The 25,021-nt window shown below is 64.0% G+C and carries 21 protein-coding genes; 5 read left to right on the top strand and 16 right to left on the bottom strand.

Features of this window, described 5'->3' with window-relative positions; all coding sequences use genetic code 11:
- Positions 1 to 9: 9 nt before the first annotated feature.
- From ACGYK4_RS09270 to ACGYK4_RS09230, 9 genes are all read right to left on the bottom strand, one after another.
- Positions 10 to 1,569, bottom strand: a complete 1,560-nt coding sequence (locus ACGYK4_RS09270) for an ABC transporter permease (protein ID WP_394430911.1) — start codon at positions 1,567 to 1,569, stop codon at positions 10 to 12.
- A 165-nt stretch (positions 1,570 to 1,734) separates the two neighbouring features.
- Positions 1,735 to 2,961 (bottom strand): phenylacetate--CoA ligase family protein, encoded by a 1,227-nt coding sequence (locus tag ACGYK4_RS09265; protein ID WP_394456122.1) that lies wholly within the window; start codon positions 2,959 to 2,961, stop codon positions 1,735 to 1,737.
- Positions 2,962 to 3,051: 90 nt separating this feature from the next.
- Complete coding sequence (locus ACGYK4_RS09260) at positions 3,052 to 3,888, bottom strand: ABC transporter ATP-binding protein (RefSeq protein ID WP_067267747.1); 837 nt, start codon at positions 3,886 to 3,888, stop codon at positions 3,052 to 3,054.
- Positions 3,889 to 3,955: 67 nt separating this feature from the next.
- Entirely contained in the window at positions 3,956 to 5,236 is a 1,281-nt protein-coding gene (locus ACGYK4_RS09255; protein WP_209218414.1) for an ABC transporter substrate-binding protein, read from the bottom strand.
- Positions 5,237 to 5,318: 82 nt separating this feature from the next.
- Positions 5,319 to 6,395 carry a branched-chain amino acid ABC transporter permease gene (locus tag ACGYK4_RS09250; RefSeq protein ID WP_067267750.1) on the bottom strand — a complete coding sequence of 359 codons (1,077 nt, stop codon included), beginning with the start codon at positions 6,393 to 6,395 and terminating at the stop codon, positions 5,319 to 5,321.
- Between the two features lie 159 nt (positions 6,396 to 6,554).
- Positions 6,555 to 7,544, bottom strand: coding sequence for a branched-chain amino acid ABC transporter permease (locus ACGYK4_RS09245; protein WP_394456120.1), 990 nt, complete (start codon positions 7,542 to 7,544; stop codon positions 6,555 to 6,557).
- A gap of 56 nt (positions 7,545 to 7,600) precedes the next feature.
- Positions 7,601 to 8,419: an ABC transporter ATP-binding protein gene (locus ACGYK4_RS09240; protein ID WP_394430876.1), complete on the bottom strand. Its 819-nt coding sequence runs from the start codon at positions 8,417 to 8,419 to the stop codon at positions 7,601 to 7,603.
- Between the two features lie 44 nt (positions 8,420 to 8,463).
- Positions 8,464 to 10,434: an AMP-binding protein gene (locus ACGYK4_RS09235; RefSeq protein WP_394430874.1), complete on the bottom strand. Its 1,971-nt coding sequence runs from the start codon at positions 10,432 to 10,434 to the stop codon at positions 8,464 to 8,466.
- A gap of 159 nt (positions 10,435 to 10,593) precedes the next feature.
- Positions 10,594 to 11,016: a c-type cytochrome gene (locus tag ACGYK4_RS09230; protein WP_394430872.1), complete on the bottom strand. Its 423-nt coding sequence runs from the start codon at positions 11,014 to 11,016 to the stop codon at positions 10,594 to 10,596.
- A gap of 127 nt (positions 11,017 to 11,143) precedes the next feature.
- Between ACGYK4_RS09230 and ACGYK4_RS09225 the strand changes: the two genes are divergently transcribed.
- Together ACGYK4_RS09225 and ACGYK4_RS09220 are read left to right on the top strand one after the other, a co-directional pair.
- On the top strand, positions 11,144 to 13,054 hold the full coding sequence (locus ACGYK4_RS09225) for a PAS-domain containing protein (protein ID WP_394456118.1): 1,911 nt from the start codon (positions 11,144 to 11,146) through the stop codon (positions 13,052 to 13,054).
- Positions 13,051 to 13,767 carry a response regulator transcription factor gene (locus tag ACGYK4_RS09220; protein ID WP_209218419.1) on the top strand — a complete coding sequence of 239 codons (717 nt, stop codon included), beginning with the start codon at positions 13,051 to 13,053 and terminating at the stop codon, positions 13,765 to 13,767. The genes ACGYK4_RS09225 and ACGYK4_RS09220 overlap by 4 nt, the downstream gene beginning before the upstream one ends.
- A 6-nt stretch (positions 13,768 to 13,773) precedes the next feature.
- Here ACGYK4_RS09220 and ACGYK4_RS09215 read toward each other — a convergent pair whose 3' ends face one another.
- Both ACGYK4_RS09215 and fdhF read right to left on the bottom strand, forming a co-directional pair.
- Positions 13,774 to 14,967 carry a hydantoinase/carbamoylase family amidase gene (locus ACGYK4_RS09215; protein WP_394456117.1) on the bottom strand — a complete coding sequence of 398 codons (1,194 nt, stop codon included), beginning with the start codon at positions 14,965 to 14,967 and terminating at the stop codon, positions 13,774 to 13,776.
- Positions 14,968 to 14,982: 15 nt separating this feature from the next.
- Complete coding sequence (gene fdhF, locus ACGYK4_RS09210) at positions 14,983 to 17,748, bottom strand: formate dehydrogenase subunit alpha (RefSeq protein WP_394456115.1); 2,766 nt, start codon at positions 17,746 to 17,748, stop codon at positions 14,983 to 14,985.
- 173 nt (positions 17,749 to 17,921) lie between these two features.
- Between fdhF and ACGYK4_RS09205 the strand changes: the two genes are divergently transcribed.
- Genes ACGYK4_RS09205 through ACGYK4_RS09195 form a run of 3 tightly spaced genes read left to right on the top strand, consistent with a single transcriptional unit; the run spans position 17,922 to position 20,273 of the window.
- Complete coding sequence (locus ACGYK4_RS09205) at positions 17,922 to 18,572, top strand: histidine phosphatase family protein (protein WP_209218422.1); 651 nt, start codon at positions 17,922 to 17,924, stop codon at positions 18,570 to 18,572.
- Between the two features lie 25 nt (positions 18,573 to 18,597).
- The gene (locus ACGYK4_RS09200; RefSeq protein ID WP_394456114.1) at positions 18,598 to 19,221 is read left to right on the top strand and encodes a glutathione S-transferase family protein; all 624 of its coding nucleotides are present in this window, start codon (positions 18,598 to 18,600) and stop codon (positions 19,219 to 19,221) included.
- Positions 19,218 to 20,273, top strand: a complete 1,056-nt coding sequence (locus tag ACGYK4_RS09195) for a saccharopine dehydrogenase (RefSeq protein ID WP_394456112.1) — start codon at positions 19,218 to 19,220, stop codon at positions 20,271 to 20,273. The genes ACGYK4_RS09200 and ACGYK4_RS09195 overlap by 4 nt, the downstream gene beginning before the upstream one ends.
- Positions 20,274 to 20,276: 3 nt before the next feature.
- On the opposite strand, the gene ACGYK4_RS09190 is transcribed toward ACGYK4_RS09195, so the two are convergent.
- The 5 genes from ACGYK4_RS09190 to ACGYK4_RS09170 are packed head-to-tail and all read right to left on the bottom strand — an operon-like array spanning position 20,277 to position 24,904.
- Complete coding sequence (locus tag ACGYK4_RS09190) at positions 20,277 to 21,008, bottom strand: SDR family NAD(P)-dependent oxidoreductase (protein WP_394430858.1); 732 nt, start codon at positions 21,006 to 21,008, stop codon at positions 20,277 to 20,279.
- Positions 21,005 to 21,571: a DUF3833 family protein gene (locus ACGYK4_RS09185; RefSeq protein ID WP_067267771.1), complete on the bottom strand. Its 567-nt coding sequence runs from the start codon at positions 21,569 to 21,571 to the stop codon at positions 21,005 to 21,007. The genes ACGYK4_RS09190 and ACGYK4_RS09185 overlap by 4 nt, the downstream gene beginning before the upstream one ends.
- On the bottom strand, positions 21,568 to 22,803 hold the full coding sequence (locus ACGYK4_RS09180) for an MFS transporter (protein WP_394456110.1): 1,236 nt from the start codon (positions 22,801 to 22,803) through the stop codon (positions 21,568 to 21,570). The genes ACGYK4_RS09185 and ACGYK4_RS09180 overlap by 4 nt, the downstream gene beginning before the upstream one ends.
- A complete protein-coding gene (locus ACGYK4_RS09175) occupies positions 22,800 to 23,588 on the bottom strand; it encodes a DUF1365 domain-containing protein (protein WP_394430854.1) in 789 nt (262 codons plus the stop codon). Before ACGYK4_RS09175 ends, ACGYK4_RS09180 begins: the two co-directional genes overlap by 4 nt.
- Complete coding sequence (locus ACGYK4_RS09170; RefSeq protein ID WP_394456109.1) at positions 23,585 to 24,904, bottom strand: NAD(P)/FAD-dependent oxidoreductase; 1,320 nt, start codon at positions 24,902 to 24,904, stop codon at positions 23,585 to 23,587. The genes ACGYK4_RS09175 and ACGYK4_RS09170 overlap by 4 nt, the downstream gene beginning before the upstream one ends.
- Positions 24,905 to 25,021: the final 117 nt, after the last annotated feature.

The raw sequence follows: 25,021 nt of genomic DNA, 5'->3' as shown, positions 1-25,021 counted from the left end.
CCTCGCTATCTACCGCTGCCGCCCCACCTGTCGGCAAATCAGGATCACCGGCAGCAACCCCATCGCCACGATCACCAAGCTCGGCACCGCCGCCCCGTTCAAGCGCTCATCACTGGCCAAGCGATACGCCTGCACCGCCAGCGTGTCATAGTTGAACGGCCTCATGATCAGCGTCGCGGGCAGTTCCTTCATCACGTCGACGAAGACGATCAACAGCGCGGTCAGCAGGCTCGGCGCGAGGATCGGCAGATGCACCCGGCGCAACGTACCCAGAGGCGTCTGCCCCAGCGAGCGCGCGGCGGCATCCATGTTGGCATGCACCATGGACTGCCCGCCCTCGTAGGCGCCAAGCGCGGCGGCGAGGAAGCGCACCAGATAGGCCAGCACCAACAGCCAGATCGACCCGGTGATCAGAAGCCCGGTGGAAATGTCGAAGGTCTCACGCATCCAAGCGTCCAGCGCGTTGTCGAAGGCCGCGAAAGGCACCAGCAGACCCACCGCGATCACACCGCCGGGCACCGCGTAGCCAAGCCGCGCCACATAGGCGGCGCTTTGCGAGACCCGACCGGGACGCAGCCGGCGGTAAAAGCCCACGCTGATCGCCGCCAGTACGGTCAGCACAGCCGCCACGGCCGCAAGCGTCACCGAATTGCGCATGAAACCGAGGTAACGCGGGCTGAAGAGGCTCTGCTCGCTCTCGATTCCCATGGTCACGAGGATCACCACCGGCAGCACCGCCCCGAAGAGCACCGGCACCCCGCACAGCACAATCGCCGCCGCGGCCTGCCAGCCCTTCAACTCGGCCGGCGGCGCGGACTGGGTCCGGCGCGCGGGGTCGTGATACTTGGCCTTGCCGCGCTGTGCGCGTTCCAGCATCGCCAGCAGCAGGGCGAAACTCAGCAGGCAGAGCGCCAGCTGCGCCGCCGCCGCGCGGTCGAACATCGAAAACCAGCTGGTGTAGATGCCGGTGGCGAAGGTCTGCACGCCGAAATAGGCCACGGTGCCGAAATCGGCGATGGTCTCCATCACCGCCAAGAGCACGCCGCCCGCGATAGCGGGTCGGGCCAGCGGCAGGCTGACCTTGAAAAACGCGGCCCATGCGCTGGAACCGAGCGCGCGGGCGGCCAGAAAGGTCGTGCCGCTCTGCTGCAGAAAGGCGGCGCGCGCCAGCAGATAAACATAGGGATAGAGCACGAGCACCAGCATCGCCGCCGCCCCGCCGAGCGAGCGGATTTCGGGGAACCAGTAATCGCGCGGCCCCCAGCCGGTGACGTCGCGCAGCACCGTCTGCACGATGCCGGGATGGTCCAGCACATGGGTGTAGGCATAGGCCAGCACATAGGCCGGGAAGGCCAGCGGCAGCACCAGCGCGATTTCGAGAAGTTTCGCCCCCGGAAAACGTGTCATCGTGACCAGCCACGCGGCCCCCACACCGATGGCGAAGGTGCCTAGAGAGACCAGCAGCACCAAGAGCAATGTCGTGACCGTGTAGCGCCCCAGCACCGTGTCGATCAGGTGCTGCACCGTCTCCGTCCCGCCGCTCAGGGCGGCGATCAGCACCGCCAGCATCGGCAGCGCACAGAAGACGGCCACGGTCAGGGCGACGGCCGACAGGGCGCGCAGCCCGTCGCGGGCGCGGCGCAGGTGGGGCGTCTCGGTGGAGGCGGGGTTCAGCGTCATGCGCTCTATTTCGACGATTTCACTCGGAAATGCCAGAGGCCGCGACGCCGCGTCTCAGTCGTAGTTGCGGGTATCCTCGATCACCAGCCCGTCGCGCGGCAGGCTACCGGGGGCAACCAGTTCGACACGGCCCTTGAGCTTGAGCAGATCGGCCACGGATTGGGCATAGGCGGCCTTATCCTCTCCGGCGGTCTCGATCTGCACCGTCATGACATCGGCCTCGCCTTCGCGGCTGGCGATGACGCGGGCCTTCTCGATCTCGTCGTGCTGGGCGACCAGCGCCGCCACCTGCTCGGGCCGGACGAACATGCCCTTGATCTTGGTGGTCTGATCGGCGCGGCCCATCCAGCCCTTGACGCGCATATTGGTGCGCCCACAGGGGCTTTCACCCTCCAGCACGGCGCTGAGGTCGCCAGTGGCGAAGCGGATTAGCGGGTAATCGGGGTTCAGCGTGGTGACCACAACCTCGCCCACTTCGCCCGGGGCCACCGGAATGCCGGTACCGGGGGTGACGATCTCGACAATGACCTGCTCATCGACGATCAGCCCCTCCATCGCCGGGCTTTCATAGGCGACATTGCCCAAGTCAGCGGTGGCGTAGGATTGCAGGCAGGTGATGCCGCGCTCCTGATAGAAGGCGCGCAGGCTGGGGAAGAGCGCCCCGCCGCCGACCGCCGCCTTGGTGATGTTCAGCTTCACCCCCATGGCATCGGCCTTCTCAAGAATCACCTTCAGGTAATCCGGCGTGCCGGCATAGGCGGTGGAGCCCACGTCGCGCGCCGCGGTGACCTGAAGCTCGGTCTGGCCGGTCCCGGCGGGCAGCACCGTGGCGCCAACGGCGCGTGCGCCGCTCTCAAAAATCATGCCCGCGGGGGTCAGATGGTAGCCAAAGCAATTGTGCACCACGTCGCCCGCGCCGATCCCGGCAGCATGCAGGAACCGCCCCATGCGCCACCAGTCGGGATCGTTGCTCGACGGCTCATAAATCGGACCGGGGGATTGGAAGACATGGGAGAAGTCATGCACCGGCTTGGTGGTGAAACCACCAAAGGGCGGCTGGCCGGCCTGCGCCTTGCCCAGTTCGGATTTGCGCAGCACCGGCAGATCGGCCAGCGCCTCGGCAGAAGTGATCTGCGCGGCATCCACCCCCTTGAACGTGTCGCCATAGCCCGCCAAGCTCTGCGCGCGGGCGATCTGCTGCGGCAAGGCCTGCGCAAGATCGGCCGCCCGTTGGTCGGCGCTGCGGGTTTCCAGATCGTCGAAATGGGGCTTGGTCAGCATCCCTGTCACTTTCCTGCTATGGCATCACTGGAGAGGGCATAGGCCCGCTCAGGTCTCGTCTTGGTCTTTCCTTCGGGTCCGGGGGGCCGGTTAACTCAGCCAGCGCTTGCGGCGGCGGTAGCTGCGCACGTCGCGAAAGCTCTTGCGGCCTTCGTCGGACATGCCGAGGTAGAATTCCTTCACGTCCTGGTTCTCGCGCAGGTCCTTGGCGGGACCGTCCATCACCACGCGCCCCGATTCGAGGATGTAGCCGTAATGGGCGAAACGCAGGGCGACGTTGGTGTTCTGCTCGGCCAGCAGGAAGGTCACGCCCTCCTGTTCGTTGACCGATTTCACGATCTCAAAGATCTGCTCCACCAGCTGCGGAGCCAGACCCATCGACGGCTCGTCGAGAAGGATCGTCTCGGGGCGCGACATGAGCGCGCGGCCGATGGCGCACATCTGCTGCTCGCCGCCCGAGGTATAGCCGGCCTGTGATCGGCGGCGCTCCTTCAGACGGGGGAAATAATTATAGACCATCTCAAGGTCCTGCTGGATCGCGGCATTGCCGTCGCTGCGCGTATAGGCGCCGGTGAGCAGGTTTTCCTCGATGGTGAGGTGCTCGAAGCAGTGCCGGCCTTCCATGACCTGCACGACCCCCTGTTTCACGATCTCGGCGGGGTCCTGATGCTGGATCGCGCCGCCGCGGTACTTGATCGAGCCCTTGGTGACCTCGCCACGTTCCGAGGCCAGCAGACCCGAGATTGCCTTGAGCGTCGTCGTCTTGCCCGCGCCGTTGCCGCCCAGAAGCGCGGTGATGCCGCCCTTGGGCACGTTCAGGCTGACGCCCTTCAGCACGAGGATGACGTGGTTGTAGATCACCTCGATATTGTTGACCTCGAGCAGGTTGTCGACTGCGACGTCATTGGTGTTGGCGGCATCCAGCATGGGCATGACCTTTCTTGGGGTTCGAAGATGTCCCCGGCCACCCGAAAGGTGGCCGGGAGCAGGGTTCTTAGCAGTTGCCCTCGATGGCGTTTTCCTCGGCATAGGCCGAGCTGTCGGCATCGATCAGCGGCTGGATCACGTCTTGGTCGGACTGCATGAAGTCCGACACGAGGTTCCATTCCTTGGCCTCGGCATCCCACTGCGTCACGGCCACGAAACCTTCGCCGCCGTGGTTCTCGCAAGAGACGCTGAACTCGGGCCCGAAGTCCGGCAGGCCAAGCGCCGCCATCTTCTCTTCGGTAATCTCAAGCTGTTCCATCCCGTCGCGCATCTGGCCGCTGGTGATGTCGGTCACGCCGTGGATTTCCTGCGCGGTGCGCGCGGCCTCGGCCACCAGCATCGCGGCGTAGATGCCACGGTTGTACAGAACGGAGCCGACCTGATCGCCTGCGCCCGCGGCTTTGCCCGCGTCGACAACGTATTCCTGAAGGTCGTCATAGAGCGGGTAATCGGAACCGACGTTGTGGAAGGTCAGCGCCTTGTAGCCATCGGCCTTGGCGCCCGCGGCCAGCACGTCGTTCTCGGAGCCGGACCACCAGATGCCGATGAACTTGTCCATCGGAAAGCGGATGTTGGCGGCTTCCTGAACGGCAACTTGGTTCATCACGCCCCAGCCGTACATGATCACATAGTCGGGCTTGTCACGGCGGATCTGCAGCCACTGGGATTTCTGCTCCTGACCGGGGTGGTCAACAGGCACTTCCTTCAGCTCGAAACCATGTTTCTTGCTCAGTTCCTGTAGGGTGCGGATCGGCTCCTTGCCATAGGCGGAGTTGTGGTAGACCAGCGCGATCTTCTTCCCCTCAAGGCTGCCGCCCTCCTGCTCCATGATGTGCTTCACCGCGACCGAAGCGCCATCCCAGTAGTTGGCCGGGAAGTTGAAGACATGGCTGAAGACATCACCGTTCTTGGCCGAGGTGCGGCCCAAACCGGAGGTCAGCATCGAGATGTCATCGGCGGTGACTTTGGGGATCAACTGGTAGGTGATGCCGGTCGAGAGCGGCTGATAGACCAACGCGCCTTCACCCTTGGTGGATTCGTAGCATTCCACGCCCTTCTCGGTGTTATAGGCGGTCTCGCATTCCGGGACGCGGATGGGCTCGCCACCGATGCCGCCGTCACGCTCATTAAGCAGGGTGAAATAATCGGCATACCCGTCGGCGAAGGGGATGCCGCCTGCCGCGTAGGGCCCGGTGCGATAGCTCAGCGACGGAAAGACAAGGTCCGCCATCACGGGGCTTGCGGCCATCAGGCCAGCTACGGCCAGTGTTCCCAGTTTGTATTTCATCGGTGTTTCCTCCCTTGGATTGTCCGACTTGGGTGTTTGGGCCGGGTTTCCTCCCTCCGGCCTCGCTTTTCATGGCTCCCGCTTAGTGCGGGAAGGGCCACAATCTCAGTTTTTCCTTGGCCACGCGCCACAGCTGCGCCAGCCCGTGCGGCTCTGCGATCAGGAAGACCACGATCAGTCCGCCCACGATCACCAGCTGCAGATGCGCCACGATATCCGTGGGCCAGCCCAGCCAGTCGACGCCGACGATCTTGAGCAAGACAGGCAAGAGCACGAGGAACGCCGCCCCGGCAAAGCTACCGAAGATGCTGCCCAAGCCCCCGATGATGATCATGAAGAGCACGAGGAACGATTTGTTGATGCCGAAGGCTTCGCCCACTTCGACCGCGCCCAGATAGATCGAGAAGAAGAGCGCGCCGGAGATGCCGATGAAGAAGGAGCTGACCGCAAAGGCCGTAAGCTTGGCACGCAGCGGGTTCACCCCGATGATCTCGGCGGCGATGTCCATGTCGCGGATCGCCATCCACTTGCGGCCTACCGAGCCGCGCGTCAGGTTGCGCGCCACCAGCGCCGAGCCCACGGTGAAGATCAGGCAGAACATATAGGTCGCCCAGGCTTCGGTATTGGGGCCGGTGATCAGGATGCCGAAGGTGTCCCGCTCGGGCGCGCTGATTTGGCCGGAGGCGGAGTAGTTGTAGAACCACGGCACCCGGTTGAAGAGCCACACGAGGAAGAACTGCGCCGCCAGCGTCGCCACGGCGAGGTAGAACCCCTTGATCCGCAAGCTCGGCAGGCCGAAGAGCGCGCCCACAGCGGCGGTGATGCCGCCCGCCAGCAGGATGTGGATGAACATGCTGACCTCGGGCATGGCCGTCATCAGCTTGTAGCAGGCATAAGCCCCCACCGCCATGAAGCCCCCGGTGCCGAGGCTCACCTGCCCGCAATAGCCCACGAGGATGTTCAGCCCGATTGCCGCGATGGCGTAGATCAGGAAGGGCAGGAACAGCGAGTTCACCCAGTAGTCGTTGACCACGAAGGGTACGACGAAGACCGCGATGAACAGCACCAGATAGTAGCGGTACCGGTCGAACCGGATCGGGAAGGTCTGCTGGTCCTGGGCGTAGGATGTGTTGAAATCGCCCGCTTCACGATAGAACATTAGACTGCTTTCCCTTCTGCGGTAGTCATTTGCACTGCACTTGCCTGCAATGCCGTGCCATAGGGTGCGCGCGTGCCGCGCACCAAGCCGTTGTCAATCCGGGGCTTCGCCCTTTGAACAGGCGAAACTGTCCCCCGGACAGTTTCCGGGTAGCCTGTATCAAACCCGTTCAATGATCTTCTCCCCGAAGAGGCCCTGCGGGCGGAAGACAAGGAAGACCAGCGCCAGCATATAGGCGAACCAGTTCTCGGTCGCGCCGCCAAGGAAAGGGGCGCCGATCAGGAACTCGAACAGTTTCTCGCCCACGCCGATGATCAGCCCGCCGACAATGGCGCCGGGGATCGAGGTGAAGCCGCCCAGCATCAGCACCGGCAGCGCTTTCAAGGCAATCAGCGACAGCGAGAACTGCACGCCGGATTTCGCCCCCCACATGATACCCGCGACGAGGGCCACGAAACCCGCCAGCGACCAGACCAAGATCCAGATGAAGTTCAGCGAAACACCGACCGACAGCGCGGCTTGGTGGTCATCCGCCACAGCCCGCATGGCGCGGCCCTGTTTGGTGTATTGCGCGAACATCACCAGCCCGATCACGAGGATCGCCGCGACGATGGAGGCCACAATATCGAGGTTGTCGATGAAAAAGCCATAGCCGGTGGCATTGAAGGTGAATTCGTCAATCCAGACGTTAATGCCCTGCGGCAGGCCGACGTCGAGCGTCTTGATCTCGGACCCCCACATCAGGTCGCCCACCCCTTCGAGGAAATAGGCCAGACCGATGGTCGCCATGAAAAGGATGATCGGCTCTTGCCCCACGAGGTAGCGAAAGACAAAGCGCTGCACGCAATAGGCCAGCACGATCATCACGACCATGGTCAGCACGATGGCAAGAAACGCCGGAATGTGCCAGCCGAAGTGATGCACTTCGGTGCCAAGGATCGCGTTGATCAGATGGCCGAAAGGCACCTGCCCTTCCATGATCCCCACCAGCGTCAGCGCGGCGAAAAGCGCCATGACACCTTGGGCGTAGTTGAAGATGCCAGAAGCCTTGTAGATCAGCACGAAGCCAAGCGCCACGAGCGCGTAAAGCACCCCGGCCATCAGCCCGTTGAGAAAGACCTCGATCGTAAACGCCAGTTGCTCAGGCATCATTGGCCCTCCCCAAAGTCAGAACGGCAGTGTCATTGCGGGTGATCGTGCAGCGCTCAGTCATGGGCCACCCCCAGATAGGCGTCGATCACCTCTTGGTTGTTGCGCACCTCGTCGGGCGAGCCGTCGCCGATCTTGCGGCCGTAATCCATCACCACGACGCGGTCGGACAGGTCCATGACCACGCCCATGTCGTGTTCGATCAGCGCGATAGTGGTGCCGAATTCGTCGTTCACGTCGAGGATGAAGCGGCTCATGTCCTCCTTCTCTTCGACGTTCATGCCGGCCATCGGCTCGTCCAGAAGCAGGATCGTCGGCTCGGCGGCCAGCGCGCGGGCAAGTTCGACGCGTTTCTTCAGACCGTAGGGCAGACGCGCCACGGGTGTCTTGCGGATCGCCTGAATTTCCAGAAAGTCGATGACCTTCTCGGCGATTTCACGGTTCTCAATCTCTTCACGCTCGGCTGCGCCTTTCCAGAAGGATTGCGCCAGCATCCCGGTCTTCATCTGCGTCAGACGCCCCGTCATCACGTTGTCGAGCACCGACATGCCCTCGAACAGCGCGATGTTCTGGAAGGTCCGGGCGATGCCCTGCTGGGCCACCTGATAGGGCTTCATCGCCGGGCGGCGCGCGCCCTTGTACCAGACCTCGCCCTCTTGGGGCACGTAGAAGCCGCTGATCACGTTCAACATCGAGGACTTGCCCGCCCCGTTCGGCCCGATGATCGCGCGGATCTCGCCCTCGCGGATGTCGAAGGAAATATCCTTGATCGCCTCCACGCCGCCGAAGCGCAGGGTGATGTTCTTCATCTCCATCACCGTCGGGCCGATGGTGCGGCCGTCGTCGGTGACATAGCTGTCAGCCTGATCTTTCACGCTGTCCCTTTCCATAGTTCCCGCCTGTCCGGCGCTGGCCGCGCTCATTCTGCTGCCATCCGGCGGCTGACCGGCTGCACCGCGGCGTCGCGAATTTCGAGCGTCGCCTTGATCGAGCCCTTGCGGCCGTCCTCATAGGTCACTTCCGTCTCGGTGCTGACCTTGTCGGAGCCGTCGTAGAGTGCGGCGATGATGTCGGCGTATTTCTCTTCGATGATCTTGCGGCGCACCTTGCGGGTGCGGGTCAGCTCGCCATCATCGGCGTCGAGTTCTTTATGCAGCACGACGAAGCGGTGCACCTGACAGCCCGAAAGCATCTCATCCTCGGCGACCGAGCGGTTAACCTCTTCAACATGAGACTGGATCGTGTCCATCACCTGCGGATGCCGCGCCAGTTCCTGATAGGAGGCGTAGCCGATGTTGTTGCGCTCGGCCCAGTTGCCCACCGCCGTGAGGTCGATGTTGATGAAGGCGGTGCATTCAGTGCGCTGGTTGCCGAAGACTACGGCCTCGAGAATGTTGGGGAAGAACTTGAGCTTGTTCTCAACGTATTTCGGCGCGAACAGGCTGCCGTCGGCCATCTGGCCCACGTCCTTGGCGCGGTCGATGATCCGCAGATGGCCCGAACCTTCCTCGATGAAGCCCGCATCGCCGGTTGCGACCCAGCCTTCGGCATCCTTGGTCGATGCAGTGCTTTCCGGGTTCTTGTAGTATTCCACGAAGACGCCGGGCGAACGGTAGAAGACTTCACCGTTATCGGCGATTTTCAGCTCCACCCCGGGGCAGGTCACGCCCACGGTATCGCTGCGCACCTCGCCATCAGGCTGGGCAGTGATGAACACCGTCGCCTCGGTCTGGCCGTAGAGTTGTTTCAGGTTGATGCCGAGCGAACGGTAGAAATCGAAAATCTCCGGCCCGATCGCCTCACCGGCGGTATAGCCCACGCGCACGCGGCTGAAGCCGAGGGTGTTCTTCAGCGGGCCATAGATCATCAGCTCGCCCAGTGCGTATTTCGCGCGGTCCCAAGCGGACACTTTCTTGCCGTCCAGAATGGCGGGACCGACCTTGCGGGCATGGGCCATGAAGGTGTCGAAGAGCCATTTCTTGAACCGGCTCGCGTCTTCCATGCGGATCATGACGGAGGTCAGCTGCGTCTCGAACACGCGCGGCGGGGCGAAGTAATAGGTCGGCCCGATCTCGCGCAGGTCGACATGCATCGTGTCGGCGCTTTCGGGGCAGTTGGTGCAGAAACCGGTCCAGAGCGCTTGGCCGACGGAGAAGATAAAGTCCCCCACCCATGCCATCGGCAGATAGGCGAGAATCTCGTCATTGCGCTTGAGGTCGTCGAACTCCGACGACGACTTCGCCGTCTCGATCACGTTGCGGTTGCTCAGCACCACGCCCTTGGGCTTGCCGGTGGTGCCCGAAGTATAGAGCATCACGCCGGTGGAATCGTAATCCAGCTTGGCCTGACGCGCCTCCAACTCGGCGATATGCTTTTCGCGGTTGGCGCGGCCCATCTCCTGCACGGCGGTATATTGGTCGAGCTTGGAATGGTCGTATTTGCGCAGGCCGCGCGGGTCGAGGTAGATCATCCGCTCGAAGTCGGGCAGCTGGTCCTGCACCTCGATGATCTTGTCGACCTGTTCCTGATCGCCCACCACGGCAAGGCGCGCGCCGCAGTGGCCCATGACATAGGCCATCTCTTCGGCATTGGCGTCCTGATAGAGCGGCACCGGCACGGCCCCGGCCATCTGCGCGGCCATCATCGCCCAGTAGAGATAGGGACGGTTGCGCCCAATGATGGCGACGAAATCGCCCTCGTTCAGCCCCAGTTCCAGAAACCCGAGGGCCAGCGCCTCGACCTCGTCGCGGGTCTGCGACCAGGTCCAGCTTTGCCAGATCCCGTATTCCTTCTCCCGGTAAGCGGGGGCGTTTGCGAATTCACTTGCGTTGCGGTGCAACAGCGCCGGCACGGACTGAGGTCCGTCGGCACGCGTCAGCGGCTTGGCCAAATTGTCTTCCTCCCATGCCCGCCCTCCCCGGCGGGTTCGATCGCTTGTGCGATTCTATGATCCCACAAGTGACGTTCTCTTTTTTGTGGAGGTCAACTTTTTCCTGATCTTTTCCGAATTTTAACGAATTGTTACAGCGCCCCCGCGGCCCATTTTCCGCTAGTCGATCCCATTGGCGCGCTGCACTTCGCGCACATAGGTCACGATGGATTCCACCTCTGCCGGGGTAATCCCTTCGACCGGGGGCATATTGCCGAAAGACCAGTGATGCTGGCGCACGCCATTGGTGGCCGCGACCATGAAGGATGCATCGCCGTGGTGGCTGGGCTCATAGATCTTGTGGATCAGCGGTGGACCAACCCCCTCGCGCCCGGCGGCGTTGACCCCGTGGCAGGCGGCGCATTTCGCTTTGAATGCCCGCGCGCCAATCTGCGCGGGGCCGCTCAGGCTCTCCGGCACGGTGACTTTCACCATGGCCGCGCCGCTGGCAGCGGGGGCCGGGGCCTCTTCGGCCTGCCACCAGATATATCCGCCTGCCAAGACCAGTGCCGCCGCTGCGCCTGCTCCGATTTTCTTGTTCATGCTCTGCCTTTCCGGTTCCCATTCGGCGCGCTTCTCGGGGCCTCCAGCGCAAGAAGGTCAAGCGCGATTTACGCGCGGCTCTTTGCCTTTCGCCCGCGCGGTGCTAGCCCTATGCGAAAGGATGCCGATGCAGATCACCGACGACCAAACCAAAGCGCTGACCAATGCCGGTCTGAACCTGATCGCTCAGGCGCTGACCATCTATGACAGCGACCTTCGGCTCGCGGTCTGCAACGCCCCGTTTCAATCCATGTTCGACCTGCCGGACCGGCTGGTGACCCCCGGCGCGCCCTTCGAGGATACGATCCGCCATCTGGCTGGCACCGGCGAGTATGGCGAGGTGGGGGATGTCGACGCCTTCGTGGCCGAACGGGTGGAACAGGCCCGCGCCTTCGTGCCGCATTACATGGAGCGGACCCGCTCGAACGGGCGCACCATCAGTGTCGAAGGCTCGCCCCTGCCACAGGGCGGCTGGGTCACCGTCTATACCGACATCACCAACACCAAGCGGCAAGAGGCGCTGTTGCGCGCACGGTCGGACGCGCTGAGCGATCAACTGCTGTCCCATGCCGAACAACTGGCCGCCACGAACCGCCAGTTGGAGGCGACGATTACCGCGCTGGAAGAGGCCAAGCGGCAGGTCACCGAAAGCGAGGCCCGCACCCGGCTGACGACCGAGATGATGCCCGCCCATATCGCCCATGTCGACGCGAGCGGGCATTACATCTACTCCAACCGCCGGCTCAGCAGCGTGATGCCGGGGCGGCCCAGCAACATCTACGGGCTGCATATCAGTGACGCGCTTGGGGCGGCGGCCTATGCGCGGATCAAGCCCGCGCTGACCCAAGCCTATGCGGGCAGCCCGGCGGTGATCGAATTCACCCATGATGAATCCGCCCGCCGCATCCGCGGTGCCTTTACCCCCGACGGGCGCGGCGGGGTCTATATCCTGTCGATGGACATCACCGAAGAGACCCAGACCCGTGTCGCCCTGCAACAGACGCTGAAACGCGAGTTGGCCTCGCGGATGATCTCTGGGCTGGCGCATGACTTCTCGAACCTTTTGACGATCATCCTCGGCATGCAATCGAAACTGGCCCGACTGCCCGACATGCCGCCACAAGCGGGTGAATTGGTCGAAGGCACCTTGGCCGCCGCACGGCGGGGCGGCACGCTGCTCAGCTCCATCGCCGATGTGACCGAACCCCGCGCCCTGCGCCCCGTGGCCACCGACCCCGCCGCTTTGCTGAGTGAGCTTTCGACCCTCGCCGCCCCCACGCTGCCGCCGAAATGCGCGCTGGCGGTGCGCAATGACGTGCCCGAGGGCGCAGTGCTGCTCGACAAAGGCCGGGTGCAGGATGCGCTGTTGAACCTCATCCTCAATGCCCGCGACGCCTGCGGCGCGCGGGGCACGATCACGCTGACCCAACGGCTGGTGCATAACACATGGATCGAATGGGTGATCCACGACACCGGGCCGGGCTTTGCGCCCTCGGCGCTGGAACGCGGGGTCGAGCCGTTCTTTACCACCAAGGGCAGCGAGGGGTCAGGGCTGGGCCTGTCGATGGTCTATGACATGACCAAATCCTCAGGCGGCGATCTGCGGTTGAGCAATGCGCCCGAGGGCGGCGCGCAGATCAGCCTGCGCCTGCCCTACCGCGTCGCCGTGCCCGCCACCACCGGGCTGGTGCTGCTGGTCGAGGACACCACCGATATCCGCGCCGTCGTGCGCGACATGCTCATGGATCAGGGCCATTCGGTGATTGAGGCCACCAGCGCGGATGAGGCCACCGCCCTCATCGCCGATCTGCCCGACATCACACTGGTGCTGTCGGACATTCAGCTTTCGGGCGAGGGCACCGGGATCGACCTTGCCCGCCGCGTCGGCAGCAGCCTGCCGCTTTTGCTGATGACCTCCCTGCCCCCCGATCACCCGCTTTTCGTTGAGGCCCAGACCCTCGCGCCGGTGCTGCGCAAACCCTTTGAAAAAGACGATCTGCAAGCCTTGATCGCCCCATTGAAAGCCACCGCCCCATGAGCCGTGATACCGCCCCGCGCCCGCTGGTCACCATTCTGGATGACGAACCCGAGATCCGGCAGATGCTGTCGGACACGCTGGAGGAAGCGGGCTTCGACACGCTCAGCTTTGGCCGCGCGCGGGCCTTTGAGGCCGCATTGGCGAGCCATACGCCCGATGTCTGCCTTGTCGATCTGTCGCTGCCCGACACCGACGGGCTGACGCTGGTGCACCGTCTGGCACTGGAGCAAGGTGCCATCGTGATCATCATCTCGGGCCGCGCGCAGGTGCAGGACCGGGTCACGGGGCTGGAGCTTGGCGCCGACGACTACATCATCAAACCCTTCGACCCGGCTGAGGTCGTGGCCCGCATCCGCGCCCGCCTGCGCAGCGCCAAGCCGACGCCGCAGGCCGGCACCACGGCGCGGTTCAACGGCTGGACCGCGCATTTCGACCGCTATGTGCTACAGGATGCCACGGGCGCCGAGGTCACCTTCTCCCACGCCGAGGGCGAGGTGCTGCGGCTCTTCCTCGACGCGCCGAAGCGGCTGATCAGCCGCGCCCAGATGCAAGAAAGCCTTGGCGGTGTTGCCTCCGAAAGCTTTGATCGAGCGATGGACGTGCGCATCTCACGGCTGCGCACGAAACTTGGCGAAGACCCGAAGAACCCGCAACTGATCAAGACGATCTACGGGGCGGGCTATATCTTCCTCGGCGACGTGGACTGGGACTGAGCGCGTTTAAAGCGCCGCCACCGCCCGCCCCAACACCTCGACTGCCGCGACCAAATCGGCCTCATCCGTGTCCTCCTCGAAAGCATGGCTGATCCCGTTGATCGACGGCGCGAACAACATCGCCACGGGCATCAGCCGCGCCACGTTTGTCGCGTCGTGCAAGGCACCCGAGGGCATCTTGCGCCATTTGCCGGGAGCCACGGCTTCAGCCGCCTCCGCCAGCGCATCGCGCAGCCGCGCGTCCATGGCAACCGGCTCCAGCCCCAGCATCGGGCCAAAGGACAGATCCATCCCGCGGCCCTTGGCAACCTCTTCGGCGGTTTCGCGAATGATCCTCTCCATCCGCCCCAGACGGTCGCTATCCCCGTCGCGCCATTGCATGGAGAACACGGCCTTGCCCGGCACGATGGACGAGGCATTGGGGTGCAGGCTGACATGGCCGATGGTCCAGACGGTGCTCGGCGTCACCACATTGCGCAGCCGGTCGTTCAGCAGGCTGTTAAACTCCGACACCGCCTGAAAAGCATCGCGCCGCACCGCCATCGGGGTGGTGCCCGCGTGGTTCTGCTGGCCCTCGAAGGTCACCTTCATGTCGCGGATGCCGACGATGTCGCTGACCACGCCGATCCGCTCACCGCTGTCATCCAGCGTCGGCCCCTGTTCGATGTGCAACTCGATATAGCCGGTGAACTGCGCGGGATCGACGGGGCCGGTGAGCATGCCCGCCACCGCGCGGCGCGCCTCGGCCAAGCTCACCCCGGCGTCATCCTTGAAGCCGTCGGCTTCGGCCTGATCCAAAGCGCCGGACCAGACCGTCGACCCGGTGGTCACGCCAAAGCGCCCCTCTTCGTCCTGAAATGACACGACCGAGACCGCAGGCCCTCCGGCCTCACCCGCCGCCCGGGCGACTTCAAGCGCGGCGATCACGCCCAAGGCCCCATCAAGCCAGCCGCCTTCGGGCTGGCTGTCGGAATGCGACCCCAGCAGGATCGACGGCCCCTCGGCCAGGCCAAAGAGGTTGCCCATCGCGTCGACCTCGACCGTCAGCCCCGCATCGCGCATCCGCCCGGCAAGCCACTCCCGCGCCTCCACATCGGCGGCGGAATAGGCCGGGCGCACCACGCCCTTGCCCACACCCGCAGCGCCGATGGCGCGCAGATCGTGCAGGTCTTTCAAGAAACGGGCGGCATCAATCTTCATTCTTCTAAACTTTCCTTACTCGGCGGCGACGGCCCCTTTCGCCGCCTCCACCCTGACGGCAGAGAACTTAAACTCCGGGATCTTGCCATAGGGGTCAACCGCTGGATTTGTCAGGATATTCGCCGCCGCTTCGACATAAGCGAAGGGAAGGAAGACCATGTCGGGCGCCACGGCGCGATCCGCACGGGCCATGATCTCGATACTGCCGCGCTTGGTCGACAGCCGCACATGCCCCCCCGGGGTCACGCCAAGGCGGCGCAGGGTCGAGGGGTGGAGCGAGCAATTCGCCTCCGGCTCCAGTCCGTCGAGCACCTTGGAGCGCCGGGTCATCGAGCCGGTGTGCCAATGCTCCAACTGCCGCCCGGTGGTCAGGATCATCGGATAGGCGTCATCCGGCGCGTCATCCGGGGCCACGATCGCGGCGGGGGTGAATTTGGCGCGACCTTCGGGCCGGGGGAACCCCTCGCTAAAGACAATGGCCTGCCCGGGATCGTTTTCGCTGAGCGACGGGTAGGTCACCGCATTTTCCTGCGCCAGCCGGTCCCATGTGATATTGTCGAGCGAGGCCATGTTGTGCTTCATCTCGGCAAAGACCTCCGCCGGGCTTTCGTAGGACCAGCCCAGCCCCAGCCGCTTGGCCAGTTCCACCTCGATCCACCAATCCTCGCGCGCGTCTCCGGGGGGTGTCACCGCCGGGCGGCCCATCTGGACCTGCCGGTTGGTATTGGTCACCGTGCCGGACTTCTCGGCGAAGGCCGAGGCGGGGAGGATCACGTCGGCGTAATTCGCCGTCTCGGTCAGGAAGATGTCCTGCACCACGAGGTGGTCGAGCTTCGCGAGCGCCGCCCGCGCGTGATCGACATCCGGGTCCGACATCGCCGGATTCTCGCCCAGCACATACATCGCCTTGATCTCACCGTCGTGCACCGCGTCCATGATCTCGGTCACCGTCAGCCCCTTCTCGGCGCTGAAATCATCCGAGCCCCAAACCTCGGCGAAGGCCGAGCGCACGCCGTCGTCGCCGACGGGCTGGTAGTCGGGCAGGAACATCGGGATGAGGCCCGCGTCCGAGGCGCCCTGCACATTGTTCTGCCCGCGCAGGGGGTGCAGCCCGGTGCCGGGGCGGCCGACATGGCCTGTCATCAGCGCCAGAGAAATCAGGCAACGCGAATTGTCGGTGCCGTGGATGTGCTGGCTCACCCCCATGCCCCAGAAAATCATCCCCGCCTTGGCCCCGGCAAAGATGCGCGCCACGTCGCGCAGCACCTCGGCCTCGATGCCGCAGACGGCGGCCATGGCCTCGGGCGGGAAATCCTTCAGGTGCGCCTTCTCGGCCTCCCAATTCTCGGTATAGGCTTTGATGTATTGCTCATCATAGAGACCTTCCTCCACGATCACGTGCATGATCGCGTTCAGCATCGCCACGTCGGTACCGGGGCGGAATTGCAGCATATGCGACGCAAACCGGCGCAGGCCCTGCCCGCGCGGGTCCATGACGATGAGCTTGCCGCCGCGCTTGGTGAACTGCTTGAAATAGGTCGCAGCGACGGGGTGGTTCTCCACCGGGTTGGCACCGATCACGATGGCCACATCGGCGTTCTCAATCTCGTTGAAGGTGGCGGTGACCGCGCCGCTCCCGACATTCTCCATCAGCGCCGCGACTGAGGAGGCGTGACACAGCCGCGTGCAGTGGTCGACGTTGTTGTGGCCAAACCCCTGCCGGATCATCTTCTGGAACAGATAGGCTTCCTCATTGGTGCATTTGGCACTGCCGAAGCCCGCCACCTCACGGCCGCGCCCTTTCAGGCCCTTGGCGGCAAAATCCAGCGCCTCGTCCCAAGACGCCTCGCGGAACACCTCGCCCCAGTTGCCCGGATCGACGTTTAGTCCCTTGGCGGGCGCGTCGTCGCGGCGGATCAACGGCTTGGTCAGGCGGTGCTCGTGGTGGATGTAGTCGAAGCCAAAGCGCCCCTTGACGCAGAGCCGCCCCTCGTTCGCTGGCCCATTGATCCCCTCGACATATTTGACCTTGTTGTCCTTCACCTTCAGCGAGATCTGGCAACCCACGCCGCAGAAGGGGCAGACGCTGGCGACCTCCTTGTCATAGTCGGCAGAGTCGCCGACCTGCGCCTCGTCCACCACGCTGGCGGGCATCAGCGCGCCGGTGGGACAGGCCTGCACGCATTCGCCGCAGGCCACGCAGGTTGAGGCACCCATGGGATCGTCGATGTCGAAGACCGGATAGGCGTCATGGCCGCGTCCCGCCATGCCGATCACGTCGTTGACCTGCACCTCGCGGCAGGCGCGGACGCAGAGGTTGCACTGGATGCAGGCGTCGAGATTAACCCGCATCGCGACATGGCTGTCGTCCAAAAGCGGCACGCGGTCGCGCTCCAACTTGGGAAAACGGCTTTCCTCTACGCCATTCAGCGCCGCCATCTCGCGCATGTGGCTCGACTTGTCATGCGCCACGTCCTGCGCAGGCTGGTCGGCCAGCAGCAGCTCCATCACAATCTTGCGCGCACTCTCGGCCCGGGCGTTGTTGGTGGTGACGACCATCCCCTCGGCAGGCTCGCGGATGCACGACGCCGCCAGCACGCGCTCGCCCTCGATCTCAACCATACAGGCGCGGCAATTGCCATCGGGGCGGTAGCCGGGGGCGGGTTTGTGGCACAGATGCGGGATTTTCAAACCCCGACCGTTCGCGACTTCCCAAATGGTCATGCCGGCCTCGGCCTCGACGGTCTGCCCATCAAGCGTGAATGTGATCCTCTCGGCCATGGCTGCCCCCTCCCCTTGGCTATTGCCCAAACTATAGGCAAAATCCGGCGCTTGTCAGGGGCCAATCCCGACACCCCGTCACGGATAAACGCCGCGGCGGTGCATTGGGGCGCAGTGCATTGTATGGCCAGACAAGCTGCCCTATCACTTGGGCGAACAGTGAAAGCCATTTGATGTCCCACATTACCCTGATCCGCCACGGCCAAGCCAATTCCACCGCCAAGGACGAGCTGAGCTATGATCAACTCAGCCCGCTTGGCCATGAGCAAGCCGCGTGGCTGGGCGACCATCTGCGCCAGAGCGAGACCTACCACACAAGGCTCTATACCGGCACGCTGACCCGTCATATCGAAACGGCGGAGGGGATGAACACCGGGCTGGAGCCGATCCGCGACGCGCGGTTGAACGAGTTGGAGTATTTCACCCTCGCCAATCTGATGGAGCAGCAGCACAAGGTGCCCTTCCCCCGCGAGGGCGAATTCGTGCACCACCTGCCGCAGGTCTTTGACTATTGGAAAGCGGGCAAACTTGCCGATACGCCCGAAACCTATGAGAGTTTCGAGACGCGGGTGCAATCCGTCCTTGCCGAGATTGCCGAGGGCGAAGGCCCGGCGCTGGTTGTGACCTCGGGCGGGCTGATCTCTCTGGCGATGGCACAGGCGATGGGCGTGGGGATTCCGGCGATGGCACGGCTGGCGCTGGCGATCATGCATACCTCAATGCACCGGCTCTTTCCCATCGGCGGGCATTGGTCGCCGGTGCTGTTCAACGCGGTGCCGCATCTTGACCGGCCCGACCGCCGCCTTGCACAAACGCATATGTAACCCCTCGCCCGCGAAAGGCTGACCCATGCTGAAACTTCACTACGCCCCCGGCACGATCTCGGTCGCCGTTGCCATCGCCCTCGAAGAAGCGGGGCTGGCCTATGAGCCGGTGAAGGTCGATTTCGCCAGCGCCGAACAGACCGCAGCAGCCTATCTGGCGCTGAACCCCAAGGGCCGCGTGCCGACCCTCGTGACCGAAGCGGGCAGCGCCCTGACCGAGACCGGCGCGCTGTTGGACTATGTCGCCGCCCGCGCGCCCGAGGCAGGGCTGGTCCCTGCCGACCCTGAACGCGCGGCGCATATGCGCGGGGTGATGTATTACCTCGCCTCGACCATGCATGTGGCCCACGCGCATAAAATGCGCGGCCACCGCTGGGCCGATCAGCAATCCAGCTTTGACGATATGAAAGCCAAGGTGCCGCAGACCATGGCCGATTGCGCCGCCTATATTGAGAACCACGCCTTTAGGGGTGACTTCGTGGCGGGCGATGCCCTGTCGCTGGCCGATCCCTATCTCTTTGTCGTCTCGGGGTGGCTGGCCGGTGACGGGGTCGACCGCGCGGCCTACCCACGGCTCGACGCCTTCGCCGCCCGGATGGAAGACCGCGACAGCGTCAAGGCCATGCGCGCGAAAGGATTCTTGGCATGACCCACCTATGGCTACGCGCCGAGCAGCGCGACAATGAGACCCGCACCGGGCTGACGCCCGAAGGGGCCGCCGCGCTGATCGCATCCGGCACGAAGGTGAGCGTCGAAGACAGCGACAGCCGCGTGATCCCCACCGCCGCCTATGCGCAGGCGGGCTGTGAGATCGTTCCGGCCCATAGCTGGCCCGACGCCCCGCGCGATGCGGTGATCTTTGGCCTGAAGGAACTGCCCGAAGACGGCACGCCCCTGCCGCATACGCACATCATGTTCGGCCATGCCTACAAGGGCCAATCCTCGGGCCACAAACTGTTGCAGCGGTTCAAGGCGGGCGGTGGCACGCTGCTGGATCTGGAATATCTGACCGATGACAATGGCCGCCGCGTTGCCGCCTTTGGCTATTGGGCGGGCTTTGCTGGGGCAGCCGTCTCGGTCAAATGCCGCATTGCACAATTGCGCGGCGAGGCCTGCGGCCCGGTTGCGCCCTACGCTGACGCCGAAGCGCTGAAAGCCGCATTGAGCAAAGAACTTGCCCAAGTCGACGCGACCGGCGACCGCGCGCTGGTCATCGGGGCCTTGGGCCGGGTGGGACGCGGGGCGAGCGATCTTTGCGCGGCTCTGGGCATCCCCGTCACCGGCTGGGACATGGCAGAGACCGCCCACGGCGGGCCCTTCCCCGAAATCCTCGACCACGCCTATTTCTTCAACTGCATCCTCGCAGGGCCAGACACCCCCGCCTTCGTCCGCCCCGATGCCCCCGAGGCAAAGCGCGCCCTGCGCGTGATCGGCGACATCGCCTGCGACCCCGACAGTGCCTTCAACCCGGTGCAGGTCTATGACCGCGCGACCACTTGGGCGGAGCCAGCGCTGCGCGTGCATGACGCGCCGCCGCTGGATGTCATGGCCATCGACAACCTGCCATCCATGCTGCCGCGCGAAAGCTCAGAGGATTTCGCGGGCCAGTTGCTGCCGACCCTGCGGGCGCTGTCAAAGACGGATCATGCCGTCTGGCAACGTGCGCGAGATCTGTTCACTCAGCATGTCGCCGAGGTCTGACCTTCAGGAAAAGAACCGGTAATACAGCCAATCCGGCAGAAAGCGCCCCAAACGGAACAGCAGTGAGAAGCCGTAAGGGAAATCCAGTTTGAAACTGTCGCTGTTCATATGCTCGAACACACGGCGCGCGGCATCATCGGGCTCCATCAAAAAGGGCATTTTGAAATCGTTCTTGTCGGTCAACTGGGTCTTGATAAAGCCCGGGTTGATCGCCTGCACCTGCACGCCCGTCTTGCGCAGATCGGCATGCATGCATTCCGCCAAGGACAGCGTCGCCGCCTTGGAGGCCGTATAGCCGATGGAGCCGGGCAGCCCGCGATAGGCGGTCAGGCTGGAAGTGATGACGATATGCCCGTGATCGCGGGCGACCATCTGCGGCACCACCTGCCCCAAGACGCGCATCAAGCCGGTGAAGTTCACATCGGCCATGGTCACCCCATGTTTCGCGTCCCACTCCTGCGCGCCGAAGGGCCAATAGGCCCCCGCCAGATAGACCAACCCATCGATCGGCCCCACATCCTTGGCCGCCTGTGCGACGTCTTCGTCATCGGTCACATCCAAGACCCGCACCCGCGCCCGCCCCGGCAGCGCCTGCGCGAGCTCGGTCAGCTTATCTTCGGACCGGGCCGAGAGGATCACCTCGGCCCCGGTGCGGCTCAGCTGATGCGCCAGCGCCGCGCCAAGCCCGTCGCTCGCGCCCACCAGCCAATAGGTCTTGCCTTGCCAGTCTTTCATCTTTCCTCCGTCGGTCGCAGGGTGGCGACCAATTCTGCTACTTTGATCCCGAACTTCCGAAACTGGCTGCGATTGACGATGGTGCCATCGGGGGTGAGATACATCCAATCGACGGTTTTCAGCACATGGCTGCCCAGTTCCTCGGGCAGTTGGATACGATAGCGCAACTGCAATGTCGGACCAGCCTGAACGCCCTGCCCCACCCCGATCACATCCGGCGCGGTGCTGGTGAAACGGCCATTCTCGCCCAGTGTCACGGTCCATTCGCGCTGCTGACGCGAACCATCGTTATAGCGAAAACTCTCGGCCACCGTGGCGACATCGCCCTCCCAAGACACGTCGAACTTAGCCGTAAAACTGCTGGTGACCCGGCCAAGGGGGCCGAAAATCACGCCTTCGCAGATCATCTCATCGCGCAGATGCAAACGCAGGTCGAAGACGGGGAAGGAATCCACATAGTCGCTGGGCGATTGCCCGTGAAACTCCCCCAACCGGCGGCGCAGGAAGGTGAGCAATAGACCAAGGCCCAGCCCGACAGCGATAAAGATCAGCGGCTCTGTCACGATGTCTCCACGTCTTTTGCACCGGCGAGAAGAGCGATCGCCAGCAATTTCAGGGCGCAAGGTACACCGGCATAGAACCAGATCAACAGGGAGATGGATGTGTCGGAACTGGTTCCCGTCGCGGTCTGCAACCCTGCACCTTCTAGTGCGGGAAGTAGGGCCGCCGCCGCGAAAGCCAAGGTCAGTTTGGACACGAAAGACCAAAGGCCAAAGCCTTCGGCTGCCGAGGGGGAAATCTGCGCCATGCGGCTGGCGAACATGGCAGGCAGTAGGGTGAGGTCGGCTCCCAAGACCGCGCCGGAAGCCAGACAGACTAAGGCGAAAAGCACCACATCCCCCGGACCCAGAAACAGCGCCCCGCCGAAAGCGGCGATGCCCAAGGCCATCGCCGCCAAGAGCACCCGGCGCGGGCCGTGGCGTTCGGCCAGCACCCCCCAAAGCGGGGCTGCCGCCGCCGCTGCGATGAAAAACAGCAGCAAGAGCGGCCCCTCCCATCCCGGTGCCTCAAGCGCCAGTTCGACGTAAAAGAGAAACAGGGTCGAGGTCACAGCAACCGGGGCGGCATTGACCAGCGCGATCAGCAACAGCCGCCGCGCCTGCCTGTCACGCAAGACGGTGCCGAAACCACTGGCGCTTGGCAGCCCCGCCGCCCGCCATTCCCCGCGCATCGCGACCGTGGCCCAAAGCGCCAAAACCGCGAAGCCCACCGCGAAGCCAGCAAAGGGGCGATCCAGCGTTAAGCCCAACAGCAGGGGCGCAACCGAGGCCAGACAGACGCCCAAAAGCGCCCCTGTCTCGCGCCAGCGGGCAAGGGTCAGATGCCCGGCCCCCGGCAGGCTGTCGGCCTTGGCCACCCCTTGGGCATAGAAACAGATGGTCAGAAAGCTGAAGGCCGAGAAGACCAGCGTCAGCATCAGGGCGAACCACAGCACGGGCGCCACCGGGGCGGGCACCGCGAAAAGCCCCAGCATCGCCAGCGCCATCACCGCCCCCGCCACCGTCACCGCCAGCCCGCGTTTGTGGCCCAGCGCTTGGGCCAGCCATCCAAGCGCGGGGTCTTGCACCACGTCCAATAGCCGCAATCCAAAAAGCACAGAGCCAAGCGCCGTCAGCGAAACCTCATATTCATCGACATAGAACTTCGGCGCGTGAATGTAGATTGGCAGCCCCGCCGCGGCGAGCAATGCGGCGTAAAGCGCATAGGCAGGCAGCCAGGCCGCGCGCGCCCTCATCGCCCACCCGCGCCATGGGCCGCATCGCGGGAAACCTCGACCGCAGGCGCCTCGGGGCGGTTGCGGAACCCCGCACCCTTGAGCCAGAGTTTCAGCGCCTGCCAATGGATCAACGCCAGCACCCGCCGCGCCCCAAAGGGGCGGCGCAGCAGCGACCAGAGGATACGGCCATTCGTCAGCGGCGCACGCGGCCCGGTCAAGGTGGCGATCAACCCGTTCTCCCCATCCGTGAAATCGATCCAGATGCCGATCCGCTCAGCACTGATGTCAAAGCGAAAGACATAGCCGCCCGAGATGTCCTGAAAGGGCGAGACATGCATGAGCTTTGCGGCCCGCAAGCGATCCTCGGGCGCGATGGGGCGCAGATCGGGGTGATGGCAGAGATAGGAATGCCGGTCGCCATAGGTATTCGTGACCTCGGCAATCACGGCAATCAGCGCATCATCGGCCCGACGGCAGAGCCAAAAGCTGACCGGGTTGAAGACATGGCCCAGCACCCGCGGCTGTGCCAACAGTTCGATCCGTGCGACCGCGGTGATGTCATGCGCCGCCAAAACCTCGCGTACCCAAAGGGCGCCGCGTCCCTGCCCCGGCGCGCCGCCGTGGTCGCTGTCGTGCAGGCTGGTCACATTTCCACCATTGCGGGCGAAAAGCGCAGGCGTCGCCAGCGCCTCGGCCTCGGCGTCGCAGATCACATAGTCGACCGAATAGCGGAAACGGTTCTCGACCGCGCCCTTGCGGCCATGGAAGGTCTGGCCGCGGATATGATCGACCTGTGCCGTCACTCCGCCGCCAAGGGCGCCGCCCGCGCGGCTTGCATCCGTTCGACCACATCCACCGCGCTGGCCAGCCCGTCTTCGTGGAAACCATTGCGCAGCCATGCCCCGCAGAACCATGTGTTATGGCTGCCGTTGAAGGCGCGTACCTCGTCCTGCGCGCCCAAGGCGGCAAGGTCATAGACCGGATGGCGCAGGGTCACCTGGTCATAGATCAACTCCTCACGGATGGTGCGTTTGGTGTTGAGCGTCACAAAATGCGGATCATCCTGCGGGATCGGTTGCAGCGAGTTCATCCAATAGGTCAGGTCGATCCGGTCGGACTTCTGCTCGCGATCCTCGGCATAGACCCACGACGCCCAAGTAGAGCGCCGCTTGGGCATGATGCTGGCGTCAGCGTGTAGCACGATGTCATTGGGTTGGTAGCGGATTGCCCCGAGGGCGCGTTGCTCAGCCTCCGTCGGATCGGACAGCATCGCCAGCGTGTCGTCGGAATGGGTGGCAAAGATCACCTCGTCGAAAGTCTCCCATTCCCCGCCATAGGCGCGGACCTCGGCCCCCTGCGCCGTGCGGCGCACCGCCTGCACAGGGCTGTCGGTGCGCAGGTCGACACCTTTGGCGCGCAGGGCACTCTCCAACCGGTCGACATATTGGCGCGAGCCGCCCTTTACCGTGTACCACTGATGCTGGCCGGAATAGTTCAACAGCGCGTGGTTCTCGAAGAAATTGACCATGGCATGGGCCGGGAAATCCATGATCTTTTCCGTCGGGGTGGACCAGATCGCGCCCGAAAGGGGCGACAGATAGAAGTCGCGGAAATATGGCCCGGTGCCCAGCTGTTCGAGAAACTCCGCAATGGTCATGGAAGGATCGCGCGAGACGGCAAGCGCGTTCTTGTTGAAATGCACGATGTCGCGCAGCATCCGCAGAAACGGCGGGCTGAACATATTGCGTTTTTGGGCGAAGACGGCGTTGAAATTGGTCAGCGCATATTCCAGCCGCCCGCCATCAATCGACGCGCCAAAGCTCATGTTCGAGGGTACGACCGGCACGTCCAACTCCGCAAAGAGCGCGGCAAGATGCGGGTAGTTGGCATAGTTGAACACGATGAACCCGGTATCGACCGGCTGATCGCCATTCTTGCCCGCGATCACCGTCCGCGCATGGCCGCCGATCTTGGCCCCCGCCTCATAGAGGGTGACGCGGTCCGCAGGTGCCAGCATATGCGCCGCCCCCATGCCTGAAATCCCGCCGCCAATCACGGCGACACGCCGCCCAAGCGGCTGTTGAGGGAGGGTACTGTCGTTCAGAGCTTCGAAAGGCATAGGCGTCCTGCTTTGGTCCGGAACTTTGGATATGGGGCACCCACGGGTAAAGGGGAGTTAAAGTTGCAGCGCCCGATAGATTTTCTTGGAAAATGCACGCAGCACCGCGACCACGTG

Origin of the sequence: Sulfitobacter sp. 1A13368 (genome assembly GCF_043557275.1) — a bacterium.
Taxonomy (GTDB): Bacteria; Pseudomonadota; Alphaproteobacteria; order Rhodobacterales; family Rhodobacteraceae; genus Sulfitobacter; species Sulfitobacter faviae.
This window is presented reverse-complemented; position numbering and strand designations above follow the sequence as displayed.

Excerpts from the sequence above, each read along its gene's own strand:
- ACGYK4_RS09215 (WP_394456117.1), bottom strand. The coding sequence starts at position 14,967 with ATGAAGATTGATGCCGCCCGTTTCTTGAAAGACCTGCACGATCTGCGC.
- fdhF (WP_394456115.1), bottom strand. The coding sequence starts at position 17,748 with ATGGCCGAGAGGATCACATTCACGCTTGATGGGCAGACCGTCGAGGCC.
- ACGYK4_RS09270 (WP_394430911.1), bottom strand. The coding sequence starts at position 1,569 with ATGCTGGCGGTGCTGATCGCCGCCCTGAGCGGCGGGACGGAGACGGTG.
- ACGYK4_RS09260 (WP_067267747.1), bottom strand. The coding sequence starts at position 3,888 with ATGCTGGATGCCGCCAACACCAATGACGTCGCAGTCGACAACCTGCTC.
- ACGYK4_RS09200 (WP_394456114.1), top strand. The coding sequence starts at position 18,598 with ATGCTGAAACTTCACTACGCCCCCGGCACGATCTCGGTCGCCGTTGCC.
- ACGYK4_RS09265 (WP_394456122.1), bottom strand. The coding sequence starts at position 2,961 with ATGCTGACCAAGCCCCATTTCGACGATCTGGAAACCCGCAGCGCCGAC.
- ACGYK4_RS09255 (WP_209218414.1), bottom strand. The coding sequence starts at position 5,236 with ATGAAATACAAACTGGGAACACTGGCCGTAGCTGGCCTGATGGCCGCA.
- ACGYK4_RS09220 (WP_209218419.1), top strand. The coding sequence starts at position 13,051 with ATGAGCCGTGATACCGCCCCGCGCCCGCTGGTCACCATTCTGGATGAC.
- ACGYK4_RS09250 (WP_067267750.1), bottom strand. The coding sequence starts at position 6,395 with ATGTTCTATCGTGAAGCGGGCGATTTCAACACATCCTACGCCCAGGAC.
- ACGYK4_RS09190 (WP_394430858.1), bottom strand. The coding sequence starts at position 21,008 with ATGAAAGACTGGCAAGGCAAGACCTATTGGCTGGTGGGCGCGAGCGAC.
- ACGYK4_RS09245 (WP_394456120.1), bottom strand. The coding sequence starts at position 7,544 with ATGCCTGAGCAACTGGCGTTTACGATCGAGGTCTTTCTCAACGGGCTG.
- ACGYK4_RS09195 (WP_394456112.1), top strand. The coding sequence starts at position 19,218 with ATGACCCACCTATGGCTACGCGCCGAGCAGCGCGACAATGAGACCCGC.
- ACGYK4_RS09205 (WP_209218422.1), top strand. The coding sequence starts at position 17,922 with ATGTCCCACATTACCCTGATCCGCCACGGCCAAGCCAATTCCACCGCC.
- ACGYK4_RS09180 (WP_394456110.1), bottom strand. The coding sequence starts at position 22,803 with ATGAGGGCGCGCGCGGCCTGGCTGCCTGCCTATGCGCTTTACGCCGCA.
- ACGYK4_RS09225 (WP_394456118.1), top strand. The coding sequence starts at position 11,144 with ATGCAGATCACCGACGACCAAACCAAAGCGCTGACCAATGCCGGTCTG.
- ACGYK4_RS09170 (WP_394456109.1), bottom strand. The coding sequence starts at position 24,904 with ATGCCTTTCGAAGCTCTGAACGACAGTACCCTCCCTCAACAGCCGCTT.
- ACGYK4_RS09230 (WP_394430872.1), bottom strand. The coding sequence starts at position 11,016 with ATGAACAAGAAAATCGGAGCAGGCGCAGCGGCGGCACTGGTCTTGGCA.